This window comes from Mesorhizobium sp. CA15, from assembly GCF_020165215.1.
Taxonomy (GTDB): domain Bacteria; phylum Pseudomonadota; class Alphaproteobacteria; order Rhizobiales; family Rhizobiaceae; genus Mesorhizobium.
The window spans coordinates 160,394-175,273 of the sequence record NZ_JAIUHQ010000004.1 but is presented as its reverse complement, the minus strand read 5'-3'; the positions used below and the strand labels follow the sequence as shown (position 1 = coordinate 175,273).

13 protein-coding genes and 1 pseudogene are annotated in these 14,880 nt (G+C 64.9%); 8 read left to right on the top strand and 6 right to left on the bottom strand.

Features of this window, described 5'->3' with window-relative positions:
• Window positions 1-11 precede the first annotated feature (11 nt).
• Window positions 12-155 (bottom strand): annotated as a pseudogene (locus LB515_RS10115) (transposase); the annotation flags it as partial.
• A gap of 111 nt (window positions 156-266) precedes the next feature.
• Between LB515_RS10115 and LB515_RS10110 the strand changes: the two are divergent.
• Entirely contained in the window at window positions 267-767 is a 501-nt protein-coding gene (locus LB515_RS10110) for an MmcB family DNA repair protein (RefSeq protein ID WP_224707607.1), read from the top strand.
• Between the two features lie 53 nt (window positions 768-820).
• Here LB515_RS10110 and nhaA read toward each other — a convergent pair whose 3' ends face one another.
• From nhaA to LB515_RS10085, 5 genes are all read right to left on the bottom strand, one after another.
• A complete protein-coding gene (gene nhaA / locus LB515_RS10105) occupies window positions 821-2,011 on the bottom strand; it encodes a Na+/H+ antiporter NhaA (protein WP_224707606.1) in 1,191 nt (396 codons plus the stop codon).
• Between the two features lie 327 nt (window positions 2,012-2,338).
• Complete coding sequence (locus LB515_RS10100) at window positions 2,339-2,902, bottom strand: ActR/PrrA/RegA family redox response regulator transcription factor (RefSeq protein ID WP_040993706.1); 564 nt, start codon at window positions 2,900-2,902, stop codon at window positions 2,339-2,341.
• A 293-nt stretch (window positions 2,903-3,195) separates the two neighbouring features.
• The gene (locus tag LB515_RS10095; RefSeq protein WP_176476965.1) at window positions 3,196-4,521 is read right to left on the bottom strand and encodes an ActS/PrrB/RegB family redox-sensitive histidine kinase; all 1,326 of its coding nucleotides are present in this window, start codon (window positions 4,519-4,521) and stop codon (window positions 3,196-3,198) included.
• A gap of 101 nt (window positions 4,522-4,622) precedes the next feature.
• Window positions 4,623-7,085 carry an ATP-dependent helicase HrpB gene (gene hrpB / locus LB515_RS10090; protein WP_224707605.1) on the bottom strand — a complete coding sequence of 821 codons (2,463 nt, stop codon included), beginning with the start codon at window positions 7,083-7,085 and terminating at the stop codon, window positions 4,623-4,625.
• A gap of 55 nt (window positions 7,086-7,140) precedes the next feature.
• The gene (locus LB515_RS10085) at window positions 7,141-8,031 is read right to left on the bottom strand and encodes a DMT family transporter (RefSeq protein WP_224707604.1); all 891 of its coding nucleotides are present in this window, start codon (window positions 8,029-8,031) and stop codon (window positions 7,141-7,143) included.
• Between the two features lie 23 nt (window positions 8,032-8,054).
• Here LB515_RS10085 and LB515_RS10080 point away from each other — a divergent pair, with 23 nt between their 5' ends.
• The 7 genes from LB515_RS10080 (at window position 8,055) to LB515_RS10050 (ending at window position 14,855) form a co-directional block, all read left to right on the top strand.
• Complete coding sequence (locus LB515_RS10080) at window positions 8,055-8,720, top strand: PIG-L deacetylase family protein (RefSeq protein WP_224707603.1); 666 nt, start codon at window positions 8,055-8,057, stop codon at window positions 8,718-8,720.
• Between the two features lie 269 nt (window positions 8,721-8,989).
• Window positions 8,990-10,321, top strand: coding sequence for an ABC transporter substrate-binding protein (locus LB515_RS10075; RefSeq protein ID WP_224707602.1), 1,332 nt, complete (start codon window positions 8,990-8,992; stop codon window positions 10,319-10,321).
• Window positions 10,322-10,427: 106 nt separating this feature from the next.
• Window positions 10,428-11,375: a carbohydrate ABC transporter permease gene (locus LB515_RS10070; RefSeq protein ID WP_140544131.1), complete on the top strand. Its 948-nt coding sequence runs from the start codon at window positions 10,428-10,430 to the stop codon at window positions 11,373-11,375.
• On the top strand, window positions 11,372-12,322 hold the full coding sequence (locus tag LB515_RS10065; RefSeq protein WP_224707601.1) for a carbohydrate ABC transporter permease: 951 nt from the start codon (window positions 11,372-11,374) through the stop codon (window positions 12,320-12,322). The genes LB515_RS10070 and LB515_RS10065 overlap by 4 nt, the downstream gene beginning before the upstream one ends.
• A 214-nt stretch (window positions 12,323-12,536) precedes the next feature.
• The gene (locus LB515_RS10060) at window positions 12,537-12,740 is read left to right on the top strand and encodes a hypothetical protein (protein WP_224707600.1); all 204 of its coding nucleotides are present in this window, start codon (window positions 12,537-12,539) and stop codon (window positions 12,738-12,740) included.
• A gap of 2 nt (window positions 12,741-12,742) precedes the next feature.
• A complete protein-coding gene (locus LB515_RS10055) occupies window positions 12,743-13,849 on the top strand; it encodes an ABC transporter ATP-binding protein (RefSeq protein WP_224707599.1) in 1,107 nt (368 codons plus the stop codon).
• A complete protein-coding gene (locus LB515_RS10050; RefSeq protein WP_224707598.1) occupies window positions 13,842-14,855 on the top strand; it encodes an ABC transporter ATP-binding protein in 1,014 nt (337 codons plus the stop codon). The genes LB515_RS10055 and LB515_RS10050 overlap by 8 nt, the downstream gene beginning before the upstream one ends.
• Window positions 14,856-14,880 lie beyond the last annotated feature (25 nt).

Here is a 14,880-nt window from a genome sequence, read left to right as displayed (position 1 = left end):
CAACTTGGCTACTTAGTACGGACGCCCTTCAATGCGTAGTGGCGATCAACGCTACCGCATTTGGGGGCAACGGGACCGTTCGGCCACAGTATGGATTCGACATGCTCGAAAGCCTTGGCTTCGTCATGGAATTCCGAACGGGACAAAACGGACATGGCGATAACTCCTTGGAATCGTTATCGCTGATCGGCTTGGGTTTGTGAGCCAGATAATCGCCGCCCAAAAACGGGTTCAAACCGTGAACAAAATCTGGCATGGTGCCTCCCATGCCCATCGTTTCCCCGATTCCCCTCAACCCCTTGATCGACGGCCGCCAGTCGGAACGCGCCATGGTGGTGCGGCGCGGCGTGCAGCGGCTGCTCACCGAAATGGGCGCGCATGTGCTGCCGGAGCTTTCCCTGGCCACGGGGCGGCGCGCCGATCTCGTGGCGCTGACCAGGCAGGGCGATATCTGGATCATCGAGATCAAATCCTCGATCGAGGATTTCAGGGTCGACCGCAAATGGCCGGACTACCGGCTGCATTCCGACCGCTTCTTCTTCGCCACCCATCCCGGCGTACCACAGGACATCTTTCCCGAGGAATGCGGTTTCATCCTCTCCGACGGCTACGGCGCCGAGATCCTGCGCGATGCGCCCGAACACCGCATGGCGGCAGCGACACGCAAGGCGCTGATGTTGCGGATTGCCCGCGCGGGCGCCGCGCGGCTCTTGGCGGCCGAGCTTGCCGGCGTCGCCGTGCCGGCGCTGGATGGCGAGAGCGAGTAGCGTCTGTTCCTCGCCGCACAAGGTGGGGGAGAAAATAGCCGTTGCAGTCTGACCTATTCCATTTCCTCTTCCACTCCGCTACCCGCCGGGGCCATGAGCAGCACGGCGGCGCCGAGCAGCGCGGCAATCAGCGAGCCGGCGAGGATGCCGACCTTCACAGCGTCCTGCAGCGCCGGGTCGCCGGCGAAGGCAAGCAGGCCGATGAACAGGCTCATGGTGAAGCCGATGCCGCAAAGCAGCGAAATGCCCAGCATGTGCAGCCAGCCGGCATTGGCCGGCAGGTCGGCGAAGCCAAACCGGATCGCGAGCGCCGACGAGCCGAAGACGCCGACCAGCTTGCCGAGCACAAGGCCGGCGGCGACGCCAAGCGTCAGCGGCTCAACCAGTGCTGCAAGGCTCAGGCCGCCGAGCGAGACGCCGGCATTGGCGAAGCCGAAGATCGGGATGACGAGGAAGGGCACCAGCCTGTGCAAGCCGTGTTCCAGCCGGTGCAGCGGCGAATGCTCGAGATCGCGGCTGATGCCGGGAGACCGCACCAGCGGGATGGTGAGCGCCAGCGCCACGCCGGCGAGCGTCGCATGCACGCCCGACTTGAGCACCAGCACCCACAGCAATGCGCCAAGCAAGAGATACGGCCAGAGCTTCATGACCCGTATGCGGTTGAGCACGACGAGCAGTGCGATGACGACGAAGGCGGCGGCCAGATAAGCGAGCGACAGGCCGCTGGTGTAGAACAGCGCGATGATGATGACGGCGCCGAGATCGTCGATGATGGCCAGAGCGGTGAGGAAGACCTTCAGCGACGCCGGCACGCGGCTGCCCAGCAGCGAAAGCACGCCGAGCGCGAAGGCGATGTCGGTGGCGGTGGGGATCGCCCAACCGGAGAGCGCTGCCGCATTGTCGCGGTTGATCAAGACATAGACCAGCGCCGGCACCGCCATGCCGCCGGCGGCGGCGATGCCGGGCAGCACGCGGCGCGGCCAGGTCGAGAGCTGTCCGTCCAGCATCTCGCGCTTGATCTCGAGCCCAACCAGCAGGAAGAACACCGCCATCAGCCCGTCATTGATCCAGTGCGAGATGCTGAGCGGCCCGAGATAGGCGTGCAGGACGGCGAAATAGGTTTCGGCCAAAGGCGAGTTGGCGACGATCAGCGCAAGGGCTGCGGCCACCATCAGGATGATGCCGCCGGCGGCCTCGCTGTCCAGGAACTCGCGCAGGATCGAATTCGGCCGCTTATCTTGCATGGTCCCTCCGCCCGTCACCCCGACCTGACGGCCGGAACCTATAAGGTATGATGCGCAGCCCGGCTGGCGAAGCAAGCGTTCGAGTTCACATTGACAGATCGCCTGCTTCGGAAGTTGGCCGAAACGCCCGTCTCTTCGTCATCCACGGGCGAAGCAAGGAGCGAAGCGACGCGGCGCAGACCCGAGGATCCATTCCGTTACATCGGAGCGGTGCCAACGGTGCAGAATTCCGCTCCGCTGCGTTCTGCGGCCGGGATCACGGAATGGATCCTAGGGTCTTCGCGACGGAGCTTCGCTCCTGCTTCGCCCTAGGATGACGACACTCGTTTAACGCGGCGCGCGCTTCGCCAGTATCCGCTGCAAGGTCCGGCGATGCATGTTCAACCGGCGCGCCGTCTCGGAGACGTTGCGGTCGCACATTTCGTAGACGCGCTGGATGTGCTCCCAGCGCACGCGGTCGGCCGACATCGGGTTTTCCGGGGGCGCCGCACGTTCGCCGGAGGTGCGGGTGAGCGCGGCGAAGACGTCGTCGGCATCTGCGGGCTTGGAAAGATAGTCGACGGCGCCGAGCTTCACGGCGGTCACCGCGGTGGCGATGTTGCCGTAGCCGGTCAGGATGATGGCGCGGGCGTCGTCGCGCTTCTCGCGGATGGCAGCGACGACATCGAGGCCGTTGCCGTCGCCGAGCCGCATGTCGACAACCGCATAGGCCGGCGGATGGGCGCGCGCCTTGGCGACCGCCTCTTCCACGCTCTCCGCCGTCTCGACCACAAACCCCCGTGTCTCCATGGCGCGGGCAAGCCGGGTGAGGAAAGGCTTGTCGTCCTCGACGATGAGCAGCGAGGTGTCCTCGCCCTCGACCATAGCGCCAGTCGTTTCGTCTCCGCTCATCTTATCGGCATCCCACTGACCTGAGGCGCGCCGCGCCGAAACCTACCCTGGCGAAGGCCCGTCCGATCCCTGTTTCCGGGCATATCGTCTTCCCCAAGCCGCTGCACAGTTTTAGGCGACATGCCTCACTTTTACGCAGATACAGTCCTGCAAAGGCAATGTCCAATTTTTAGAGCCGGCAACAGAGCTGCCATGCGGTAATTGCAAGGCTTTCTCACCGTTTCGCAATTCCGGACGGAAAGCTGCGGCGAAGTTGCCGAGCCCAACCGCTGCGCACTTTTTCTGGAATTGCGCTAGGCATTGTCGAACATGGTGGCCGAGGCCTGTTCCTGGTTGAGGAAGAGGCCGCGCGGCCAGGAGATCTGCACCACTGCGCCTTCGCCGAGCCCGCTCGAATTGCGGAAATCGATGGTGGCGCCGGAACGCTCCAGCAAGGTCTTGGCGATGAACAGCCCGAGCCCCAGGCCGCCGCCGGCCTCAGTGCCCTGGCGCGTCGACATATAGGGCTCGCCGATGCGGTCGATGATCTCGGCGGGGAATCCCGGCCCGTCGTCGGTGATGGAGAAGATGACCTTCTCATCGTCCCAGCTCCAGCTGACGGTGACGGCGTTGCGGGCGAAATCGACGGCATTCTCGACCAGATTGCCGAGCCCGTAGATGACGCCGGGATTGCGCTGGCCGACCGGCTCGGGACCGATGCGCTCGCCGGGCCGCAGCCGGATCGAGATGCCGAAATCGCGATGCGGCGCCGTCACCTCCTCGACCAGCGAGGTGAGCGGCATGCGCGACAGATGCGCTTCGCCTTCCGAGGAAAGGCTGGTCAGCCGCTTCAGTATCTCGCGGCAACGCTCGCTTTGTGAGCGCAAGAGCTTCACGTCCTCGCCATATTTCGGATCCTTGCCGAGCGCCTTTTCCATCTCCTTGGCGACGACGGTGATGGTGGCCAAGGGCGTGCCCAGCTCGTGCGCGGCCGCCGCCGCCAGCCCGTCCAGCGCCGAAAGGTGCTGCTCGCGCTGCAGCACCAGTTCGGTGGCGGCCAGCGCATTGGCGAGCAGGCGCGCTTCCGCAGCGACGCGGAAGGCATAGATGGCGGTGAAGGCGATCGAGGCAAACACAGCCATCCACATGCCGGCGACATAGATGAAGGGCATCGGCAGCGGCGAGCCCTCATACCAGGGCAGCGGCAAATGGAAGAACACCAGAAGCGTGGCCGCCAGTATGACCAACGCGCCAAGGATGGCCGTGAACCGCAGCGGCAGCGAAGCGGCGGAGATGACGACCGGCACCGACAGCAGCACGCAAAACGGATTGGTCAGGCCGCCCGTCATGTAGAGCAGGCCGGTGAGCTGGACGCCGTCGAAGGTGAGGATCACGAAGGCCGAAAGCGGGGTGAGCCGATGCGCCGCCGGATAGCGGAAGGTGAGCCACAGATTCATCCAGGCCGAGCAGGCGATCAGCGCAAAGCACATCGACACCGGAAGCGGGAATTTCAGGCCATAGGCGACGACCAGCACGGTCAGGCTCTGCCCGACAATCGCCAGCCAGCGCAGACGGATCAGCGTGTTGAGCCGCAGCCGCTGGCTTTGCTGGGAATCGGGCGCGCGCAGGATGTTGGTCATTGCCAAGGATTACAGCCGCAGGAGCGGAAACGATAGAGCATCGTCTTTGCCTGATGCATGTCGTTGTCCCAAAACCGCTGCGCACTTTTGGGCGACATGCATTACGTTCCGCGCGGTTTGGGGCGGCTGGTGGCGGCGGCCAGCAGCGGGTTTTCCGGCCAGACATGCTTTGGATAGCGGCCGCGCATGTCGGCGCGCACATCCGTCCAGGAGCCGCGCCAGAAGCCGGGGAGATCGCGCGTCGTCTGGATCGGCCGGTGCGCCGGCGACAGCAATTCGAGGGTCAGCGGAACGGTTCCGTTTGCGATCGCCGGATGACGGTCGAGGCCGAACAGTTCCTGCACGCGGATCGAAAGCACCGGCCACTCGCCATCATAGCGGATCGGAACGTGGCTGCCGGACGGCGCGTCGAAATGGGTCGGCGCCAGCGCGTCGACCTTGCGCTGCAGGTCGTGCGGGACCAGCGCCATCAGCGCCGACGACAGCGCCGCCGGCTTGATGGCGGCGAAAGAGGCATCGCCGGAGAGAAACGGCAGGAGCCAATCATCGAGGCCCTCGACAAGCGCTTCGTCCGAAACGTCGGGCCAGGGCGCGCCGAGGCCGAGATGCAGCCAGCCGAGCCGCTGGCGCAGCGCCTCCGCTTCCTTGCCCCAGTCGAGCAGAGACAGGCCGTGCTCTTTCAGGGCGTCGAGAATGGCGCGGTCTGCGTCGGCGCCTGACGGCGCTGGCAGCATGCGCTCGGAAAGCGTGATGGCGCCGAGACGCGCGGTCTCGCGCATGCGCACGGCGCGGCGAACGCGGTCGAAACTCGTCTCGCGCTTTGTCTCGATGCGGTCGGCCAGGGCGGCGCGGATATCGGCTTCGCCGACCGGCGCGGCGGCGGTGATTCGGGCGTTCTGCGCCTTGCCCTGCAGGTCGGCGACCACAAGCCAGGTTTCATTGGCGAGCGGATCGGCGACATCGACCATGGCGCCCGAACCATTGGCGAGCACGAAGCGGCCGCGCTCGCCGCGCGCCCTTGCCACGCGATCCGGCCACGCGTGGATCAGAAGGGCGCCTCCAGAGGCCGCCTCGCCGCTCTGCTCGCCACCGGCCTGCCTGGCCAAACGCTCGGCGAGCTGCCTGGCGGCATTGGCGCGAGGGGATTTCTCGCCACGAAACCGGAGCAGACGCCGCTCCAGATCGGCGCTGTCGCCGCCCAGCCCACGCTCGGTCAAAAGCACGGCAAGCGTCGCTGCTTCGAGCGCGTGGCCGCTCTTCGCCGCTTCCGCCACCATATGCGCCAGGCGCACCGGCAGCGCCAGCTTGCGCATGGCGGCGCCCGCCTCGGTCAATCTGCCGGCATCGTCGATGGCATGCAGCGCCTTGAGCAGCATCCTCGCCTCGTTGAGAGCGGGCGCCGGCGGCGGATCGAGGAACGAAAGGCTCGACGGATCGGCGACACCGAAGGCGGCGCAGTCCAGCAGCAATCCGGACAGGTCGGCCTCGAGGATTTCGGGCGGCGTGAAGGCGGGAAGCGACGCGGTCTGCTCGGCCCGCCACAGGCGCACCGCCACGCCGGCTTGAGTGCGGCCGGCGCGGCCGGCGCGCTGGTCGGCCGAAGCCTTGCTGACACGCACCGTCTCAAGCCTGGTCAGGCCGCTCGCCGGCTCATAGCGCGGCAGCCGCGACAGGCCGGAATCGATGACGACGCGCACCCCGTCGATGGTAATCGAGGTCTCGGCGATCGAGGTGGCCAGCACCACCTTGCGGCGGCCGGCCGGCGCCGGCCTGATCGCCGCGTCCTGCGCTCTGTTGTCGAGCTGGCCATAGAGCGGAACGATGTCGGTGTCGGCGGCGACGTTGCCCGCGAGCCGCTCGGCGGTGCGCTCGATCTCGCGCTGTCCGGGCAGGAAGGCAAGCACGCTGCCCGGCTCGCCGGCCAAAGCCGCGCGCACGGCCCTGGCCATGGCGTCCTCAATCGCCGTGCCTGCCGGCCGCTCGTCGTAGCGGATCTCGACCGGATAGGCGCGGCCCCCGCTTTCGATCACCGGCGCCTCCGACAAAAGCTTCGCCACGCGCGCGCCGTCGAGCGTCGCCGACATGACCAGCAGACGCAGGTCCGGCCGCAGCGCGCCCTGCACGTCGAGCGCCAGCGCCAGGCCGAAATCGCCGTCGAGCGAACGTTCGTGGAATTCGTCGAAGATCACCGCCGAGACGCCGGGCAGCTCCGGATCGTCGAGAATCATGCGCGAGAGCACGCCTTCGGTGACGACCAGGACCTTTGTCCGCGCCGAGGCGCGGTTCTCCATGCGCATGGCGTAGCCCACCGTGCCGCCGGGCTCCTCGCCCAGCAATTCGGCCATGCGGCGGGCGGCGGCGCGGGCGGCGAGCCGCCGCGGCTCGAGCAGCACGATCCGGCCCTCACCGAGCCAAGGCGCGTCGAGCAGCGCCAGCGGCACCAGCGTCGTCTTGCCGGCGCCGGGCGGCGCCACCAGCACGGCGCTGCTGCGCCGCGAGAGCGCTTCGCCGAGTGCCGGCAGCACGGCAGTGACCGGAAGCTCCGGCAAGGGTTTCGTCGTCATTTCGCCCGCATATCAGCGGTCGCGGTCGCCGTGCAATGTGTCGGACCCGTGCCGGTCAAAGCCGGGCACGCGTAAACGGGTTCCAGCGCACGGTGCCAAGCCGTACTTCCTCGCGCACCATGGTAAGGAGGCCTGAGGCGCCGACGACTGCAAGGCCGACCAGCGTCATCGCGTCGGGATATTCCCTGAAGAACATCGCGCCGAGAATGACCGCCCAGACGATCTGCGAATAATGCGTCGGGGCGATGCGATTAGCCGGGGCGTATTTGGCCGCCAGGAGATGCAGCAATTGGCCGCCGGCGGTGAACAGGCCGCCCAGGACCAGCCAGCCCAATTGCCACAGGTTGGGGAGCGTAAATGACGTCGCGACTGCGCCGACCCCGTTGAAGAGCAGGCCATAGCCGATCAGCGAGCCCAACATGGTCGTGCGCTTTTCCTGCTGGGCAAGCGAGCGCATCAGGATGACGATGGTCGCCGCGACGAAGGCATTGGCGAAGGCGGCGAGATGGCCAAGATGCAATTCCCGGAAGCCCGGCCGCACCACCAGCATGACACCGGCGAAGCCGGCGATCACGGCAAGCCACCGCCAGGGACCGACCTCCTCCTTCAGGATGACGGTCGACAGCACGGTGACGAGCAACGGGGCCAGGAAGAGCAGCGCGTAAACCTCCGCCAGCGGAATGGTGGTGAAGGCATAGACGCTGAGCACGCCCGAGGCGATGCCGGCCCAGGCGCGTGCCTGCACGGCCCAGGGCCGCCCGGTGCGCCAGAAATCGCGCCAGCGCTCCTCCTTCGGCCGGGTGAAGAAGAGGAAACAGCCGGCAAACAAGGTCATGAAGAAGCCGATCTCGAAGACGGTGAACTGCCCGCCCAGACCCTTGATGACGGCGTCGCTGAACGAATAGTTTGCGTAAGCGAGAAGGGCGAGCAGGATTCCGTTCGGCACGATTCCATTTCCGGGAGAGAGACGTGAAGATACTGGCGCTGGGGGCACATCCCGACGACATCGAGATATTCATGTTCGGTACGCTGGCCGCCTATGCCGCGCAAGGCGCAGAGCTGACTTTCGCCATAGCCACCGATGGTGCCAGAGGCGGCATGGGCGACCCCAAGGCGCTTGCCCGCTTGCGGCGCAAGGAAGCGACCACGGCGGCAGGCCTGCTCGGCGTCGAGCCGCGCTTCCTCGACTTTCCCGACGGGGAGCTCGTCGCCGATGCCGCGTTGATTGCCGCGCTGAAAGCGCTGATCGGCGAGGTGAAGCCCGACCTCGCCATCACCCATGCGCCCTCCGATTATCATGGCGACCACCGCGCCTTGTCCGACGGCGTACGGCTCGCCGCATCCTTCGCAGTACCAGTGCTGCATGCCGATACGCTCGGCGGCACAGGCTTTTCGCCGACGCATTATGTCGAGATTTCGCATCATTGGGACATCAAGGCGAAAGCGATCCTCGCGCACCAGTCGCAGGGTCCGGAGCACTATGTGCACAGGGCGCGCCTCCAGAACGAGTTTCGCGCCGGACAGTGCAACGGCGCACCCGGCGCGCTGGCCGAGGCTTTCCGCTTCGAGCCGACCTTCCCCTTCGCCGACATACGTGCGCTCCTGCCGCCGGCGCCCCCGATCCGGCCGGTGTGACGACAGGTCCGGGCCCCGCCAACGCGGCCAGCTGACGTCAGCAGGACCCAGGTCCGGCGATCATTTCCCAATGATTTCAACGGCGCATTTCACCATGCTGCGGCGCAGCAACGAATTCGCTTGCGTTGTTTAGTAAAAAGCGCATCACTAAACAAATTACTAAACATCGGGCGGCGCATTTGCCCGCCGTGTTTGGGCCCTCGGAGGAGCGAGGGTTGAGGGCTCTTGAAACCGTCATCCGGACGCGTTTCGCAAATGGGAGGTAAGGCATGAAATCGACCTGGAAACTGGCGTTGGGACTGGCCTCGGCGATCTTTGCGTCGACAGCCGTCTCGAACGTCGCGCATGCGGAAGACCTGACGCTGTGCTGGGCGGCCTGGGATCCGGCCAACGCGCTCGTGGAACTGTCCAAGGACTTCACCAAGGAAACCGGCATAGGCATGAAATTCGAGTTCGTGCCATGGACCAACTACGCCGACCGCTTCCTCAACGAGCTCAACTCGCACGGCAAGCTCTGCGACCTGATCATCGGCGACAGCCAATGGATCGGCGGCGCCGCCGAGAACGGCCACTACGTCAAGCTGAACGACTTCTTCGACAAGGAGAAGATCAGCATGGACGACTTCGTGCCGGCGACCGTGGTCGGCTATTCGGAATGGCCGAAGAACACGCCGAACTACTGGGCCCTGCCGGCCATGGGCGACGTCGTCGGCTGGACCTATCGCAAGGACTGGTTCTCGCGGCCCGAATTGCAGAAAGAATTCAAGGAGAAGTATGGCTGGGACCTCGCCCCGCCGACCACCTTCGACCAGCTGAAGCAGATCGCCGAATTCTTCCAGAAGCGGCAGATCGACGGCAAGACCGTCTATGGCGCCTCGATCTATACCGAGCGCGGCTCGGAAGGCATCACCATGGGTGCCATGGACGTGCTCTACAGCTACGGCTTCCAATATGAGAACCCGAAGAAGCCCTACGAGATGGAAGGCTTCGTCAATTCCGAGAAATCGGTGAAGGGGCTGGAATTCTACAAGGCGCTCTACGATTGCTGCACGCCGCCCGGCGCTTCCAACAGCTACATGGGCGAAGGTGTCGACGCCTTCAAATCCGGCCAGGTGGCGATGCACATGAACTTCGCCTTCACCTGGCCCGGCCTGCAGAAGGACGAGAATGTCGGCGGCGACAAGATCGGTTACTTCGTCAATCCGAAGGGTCCCGACGGCGACCAGTTCGCGCAGCTCGGCGGCCAGGGCATTTCGGTGGTCTCCTATTCCGACAAGCAGGAATCGGCGCTGAAATACATCAAGTGGTTCGCCAACAAGGATGTGCAGGCCAAGTGGTGGTCGCTCGGCGGCTATTCCTGCCTGAACTCGGTGGTCAAGGACCCGAAGTTCCCGTCCAGCCAGCCCTATGCTCAGGCCTTCCTCGACTCCATGGCAATCGTGAAGGACTTCTGGGCGGAACCCAGCTACGCGCCGCTGCTGCAGGCCTCGCAGAAGCGCTTCCACGACTATGTCGTGGCCGGCCAGGGCTCGGCCAAGGACGCGCTCAACGGGCTGGTCAAGGACTGGACGCAGGTCTTCCAGGACGACGGCAAGATGTAAGCTCCTCCCGAGCTTGATCCACGCGTCCCGTGCCGCCCTTGGCACGGGACGCAGTTCAGATAAATTCCACAGTCGAGACTTACCCGTGACCGAAGCAGGACTTACCATGCTCGATCGGACTGCGGACAACGTTGCCCGGGCAACACCGGAACCGTTGGCCAAGAAGATCCGGGGCATCAGCGACAAGGGCCTCGCCTGGCTGTTCATCTCGCCGACGATCCTTTTGCTGTTGGCCATCAACATCTTCCCGCTGTTCTGGGCGATCTATCTCTCCTTTACCAATTTCCGCGCCAACCGGCCGAACGAGGCGGTGAAGAACCTTGGGCTCGCCAATTACCAGCGCATCCTCGGGGACCAGGACATCTGGATCGCCATGCAGACGACGGCGCATTTCGTGTTCTGGACGATCCTCTTGCAGACCGTCATCGGCTTCACGCTGGCCTGGCTGATCGACCGAAAATTCCGCGGCCACGCCTTCTGGACCACCATCATCCTGGTGCCGATGATGCTGTCGCCGGCGGTGGTCGGCAATTTCTGGCGCTTCCTCTACGAGCCGCAGATCGGGCTGTTTTCCTATGTCGTCTCATTCGTCACCGGCATTCCGCCGACGAATGTGCAGATGCTGTCCAATGTCGAGCTGGCGCCGTGGGCGATCATCATCGTCGACACCTGGATGTGGACGCCTTACGTGATGCTGATCTGCCTCGCCGGCCTGCGCTCCATTCCCGAATACATCTATGAGGCGGCCGAGGTCGACCGCGCCTCCAACTGGCGGCAATTCTGGTCGATCACGCTGCCGATGGCGCTGCCCTTCATCATGCTGGCGGTGCTGTTCCGCGGCATCGAGAACTTCAAGATGTTCGACATGGTCAACCTGCTCACCGGTGGCGGACCCGGTTCTACCACGGAGGTCGCCTCGATCACGCTGAAGCGGCAGGCCTTCGAGAGCTGGCGCACCGGCTATTCCTCGGCCTTCGCCATCATCCTGTTCGTCGCCGTGTTCGGGCTGGCCAACATCTACGTCAAGGCGCTCAACAAGGTGAAGCAGAGATGAGCCTGACCACCGCCCATTCCGTCGTCGCGCCCTCGTCGAACGCGAAGCTGATCGCCGGCACGATCATCATAGCCTATGCGCTGATCTCGATCGTGCCGCTGCTGTGGATCTTCGCCACCAGCTTCAAGACGCCGCCGGATTCGATCGCCTATCCGCCCAAGATCGTCTTCCAGCCGAGCATCGAGGGCTATTGCAACCTATTCACGACCCGCACAAGGCAGACGCCGGAATACATCCAGTCGCTCGGACCGGCGACCGGCTTCTGCGACGAGACCGTGCGCAAGCGCAACATGGTGATCGCCGGGCCGTCGAACTTCCTGCCGCGCTTCGTCAATTCGCTGATCATCGCCTTCGGCTCGACCTTCTGCGCGGTGTTCCTCGGCACGCTCTCGGCCTATGGTTTCTCGCGCTTCAAGGTGCCTCTGGCCGACGACCTTCTGTTCTTCATCCTGTCGACGCGCTTCATGCCGCCGATCGCGGTGGCGATCCCGATCTATCTGATGTACCGCGAGCTCGGCCTGTCCGACACCGCGCTCGGCATGATCCTGCTCTACACCGCGGTCAACGTCTCGCTGGCCGTGTGGCTGCTCAAGGGCTTCATCGACGAGATCCCGCGCGAATATGAAGAGGCCGCGATGATCGACGGCTATACGCGGCTGCAGGCCTTCTGGCGCACCGTGCTGCCGCAGGCCACGACCGGCATCGCCGCGACCGCCATCTTCTGCCTGATCTTTGCCTGGAACGAATATGCGTTCGCAGCGCTGCTCACTTCCGGCACCGCGCAGACCGCGCCGCCCTTCATCCCGACCATCATCGGCGAGGGCGGCCAGGACTGGCCGGCAGTGGCGGCGGGCACGACCATCTTCCTGGTGCCGATCCTCGTCTTCACCATCCTGCTCCGCAAGCAGCTCTTGCGCGGCATCACCTTCGGCGCGGTGCGCAAATGACTAGTGTGGGAATAAGTCGACCCCCACTCCGTCGAGCTTCGCTCGACACCTCTCCCCCGATCGACGGGGTAGAGGAAGGGCGCGAACTTCATTCAGCCAGGTTCCCTTCCTCTCCCTCCGGAGGGGGGAGAGGTGGCGCTGCGAAGCAGCGACGGAGTGGGGGAACCACTTGGCAACCATCTCTCCCCTTGAACGAGAAGGAAGGGAGGAACGCATGAATCGCTCTGTTGCCTCCAAGCGCTCCTCTTGGCCCGTCTGGGCAAGGCGCGGCCTGATGGAAAACATCGCGACCGCGATCATCGCGATCGGCTTCCTGATGCTGTTCCAGCCCTTCGCGCTGTCGCTCTATACCTATTCCTTCATCACCATGCTCACCGGCACGGTGATGTTCATCATCGTCTCGAAATTCCCGGAATAACGATGGCCGAGATCCGTGTTCAGAATCTGAGGAAGGCCTTCGGCGCATTCGTCGCCGTGCAGGATTCCAATTTCGTCGTCGAGGACGGCGAGTTCTTCGTCATGCTCGGCCCGTCCGGCTGCGGCAAGACGACGACGCTGCGCATGATCGCCGGTCTCGAGCTGCCGACCGGCGGCAAGATCCTGCTCGGCGGCGAGGACGTCACCATGCGCCGGGCGCGCGAGCGCGACATCGCCTTCGTCTTCCAGCTCTTCGCGCTCTACCCGCACATGAATGTGCGCAAAAATATCGGCTTCCCGCTGCTGGCGCAGGGCATGCCCTCGGCCGAAATCCGAAGCCGCGTCGAGGAGACAGCAAAGCTACTGCGCATCGACCATCTGCTCGACAAGTCCGTTTCCGGCCTTGCTGGCGGCGACCGCCAGCGCGTCGCGCTCGGCCGCGCCATCGTGCGGCGGCCGAAATGTTTTCTCATGGACGAGCCGCTCGGCACCCTCGATACCGAGTTCCGCGACCTGATGGTGCATGAGCTGCGCGAGCTGCACAACCGCATCCATGCCACGACGGTCTATGTCACGCACGACCAGATGGAAGCGATGTCGATGGCCGACAAGATAGCGGTGATGAACCATGGCGTCATCGAGCAGTTCGGCACGCCGCGCGAGATTTACGACCGGCCGGCGACCATGTTCGTCGCCGATTTCATCGGCTCGCCGCCGATGAATTTCCTGAAATTCGGCGGCGGGCTCGCCAGGGGCACGAAGGAGATCGTCGTGCAGGGCGCCAAGGTCGCGGTGCCGGAGGTACGCGAGGATGTGGCACCCGCCGACATGGCGCTCGGCATCCGGCCCGAGCACATCCGCTTCGACGATGGCTCGAAGCTGCGCGGCGCGATCTACGGCACCGAATATCTCGGCACCACGCAGATCGTCGCCGTCGAGACGGCCGACGGCATCATCAAGGCGCGCGTGCCGGCGGGCATCCATCTCAGCCCCGGCGAACAGGTCGGGCTGGCGCTGAACGGTGCGAGGCTGTCGCTGTTCGAGAAGGGTTCCGGCCGCGCGGTCAGGACCGCCATGCATGATCAGGCAGCGGAGGCGCGCCATGGCTGACGTTCACATCCAGGGCGTGACCAAAAGCTTTGGCGACACCGTCGCGATCGACGATCTCGACCTCACGATCAAGGACGGCGAATTCGTCGTGCTGCTCGGGCCGACCGGCGCCGGCAAGACGACGACGCTGAGGCTGATCGCCGGACTGGAACGGCCGGACAGCGGCACGATCCACATCGGCGGCCATGACGCGACGGCGCTGTCGCCGGCCGAACGCGACACCGCCTTCGTCTTCCAGCAATATTCGCTCTATCCGCACCTTTCGGTGTTCGACAATCTCGCCTTCCCGCTGCGCTCGCCGGCGCGGCGGTTTCCGGAAGAGGCGGTGCGGCGGCGCGTCGAGGAAGTCGCGCGCATGGTGCGCATCGACCACAAGCTCGACAACCGCTCGACGAAACTGTCCGGCGGCGAGATGCAGCGCGTCGCCATCGGCCGCGCCCTGGTGCGCAAGCCCGCGATCTACCTGATGGACGAGCCGCTGTCCTCGCTCGACGCCAAGCTGCGCGCCGATCTCAGGCTCGAGCTGAAGCGCATCCAGTCCGAACTCGGCGCCACCATGCTCTATGTCACGCACGACCAGATCGAGGCGATGACCATGGCCGACCGCATCGGCATTCTCGCCGACGGCATGCTGGTGCAGATCGGCACCCCGCGCACGATCTATTCTGAGCCGGCTAATCTTCATGTCGCGGCCCGCCTCGGCCAGCCGGCGATCAACCTCTTGCCGGCCGGACTGCTGCCTGACGGCGGCGCCCCGACCGGAACGACGACGATCGGCGCCCGAACCGAGCATCTCGCGATCGAGAAGGCGATGAACGGCCATGCCGACGGGGTCGTCGACTGGGTCGAGCATTTGGGCGACCAGAACCACCTGCATGTGACGGTGGGGCCGAAGAAGCTGGTGACGCTCACCGATCCGGACACGCCTTTAGCCAAAGGGGATAAGGTGACGATCCGCTACCTGGCGCCGCTCTATTTCGGCTCGGACGGGCAAAGATTGATGTAGCCGGCCACGCGCTTATCGCACACCG

Coding starts and splice junctions, on each gene's coding strand:
- hrpB (WP_224707605.1), bottom strand. CDS start 7,085: ATGACGACGAAACCCTTGCCGGAGCTTCCGGTCACTGCCGTGCTGCCG.
- LB515_RS10065 (WP_224707601.1), top strand. CDS start 11,372: ATGAGCCTGACCACCGCCCATTCCGTCGTCGCGCCCTCGTCGAACGCG.
- LB515_RS10095 (WP_176476965.1), bottom strand. CDS start 4,521: ATGACCAACATCCTGCGCGCGCCCGATTCCCAGCAAAGCCAGCGGCTG.
- LB515_RS10100 (WP_040993706.1), bottom strand. CDS start 2,902: ATGAGCGGAGACGAAACGACTGGCGCTATGGTCGAGGGCGAGGACACC.
- LB515_RS10075 (WP_224707602.1), top strand. CDS start 8,990: ATGAAATCGACCTGGAAACTGGCGTTGGGACTGGCCTCGGCGATCTTT.
- LB515_RS10060 (WP_224707600.1), top strand. CDS start 12,537: ATGAATCGCTCTGTTGCCTCCAAGCGCTCCTCTTGGCCCGTCTGGGCA.
- nhaA (WP_224707606.1), bottom strand. CDS start 2,011: ATGCAAGATAAGCGGCCGAATTCGATCCTGCGCGAGTTCCTGGACAGC.
- LB515_RS10070 (WP_140544131.1), top strand. CDS start 10,428: ATGCTCGATCGGACTGCGGACAACGTTGCCCGGGCAACACCGGAACCG.
- LB515_RS10050 (WP_224707598.1), top strand. CDS start 13,842: ATGGCTGACGTTCACATCCAGGGCGTGACCAAAAGCTTTGGCGACACC.
- LB515_RS10110 (WP_224707607.1), top strand. CDS start 267: ATGCCCATCGTTTCCCCGATTCCCCTCAACCCCTTGATCGACGGCCGC.
- LB515_RS10055 (WP_224707599.1), top strand. CDS start 12,743: ATGGCCGAGATCCGTGTTCAGAATCTGAGGAAGGCCTTCGGCGCATTC.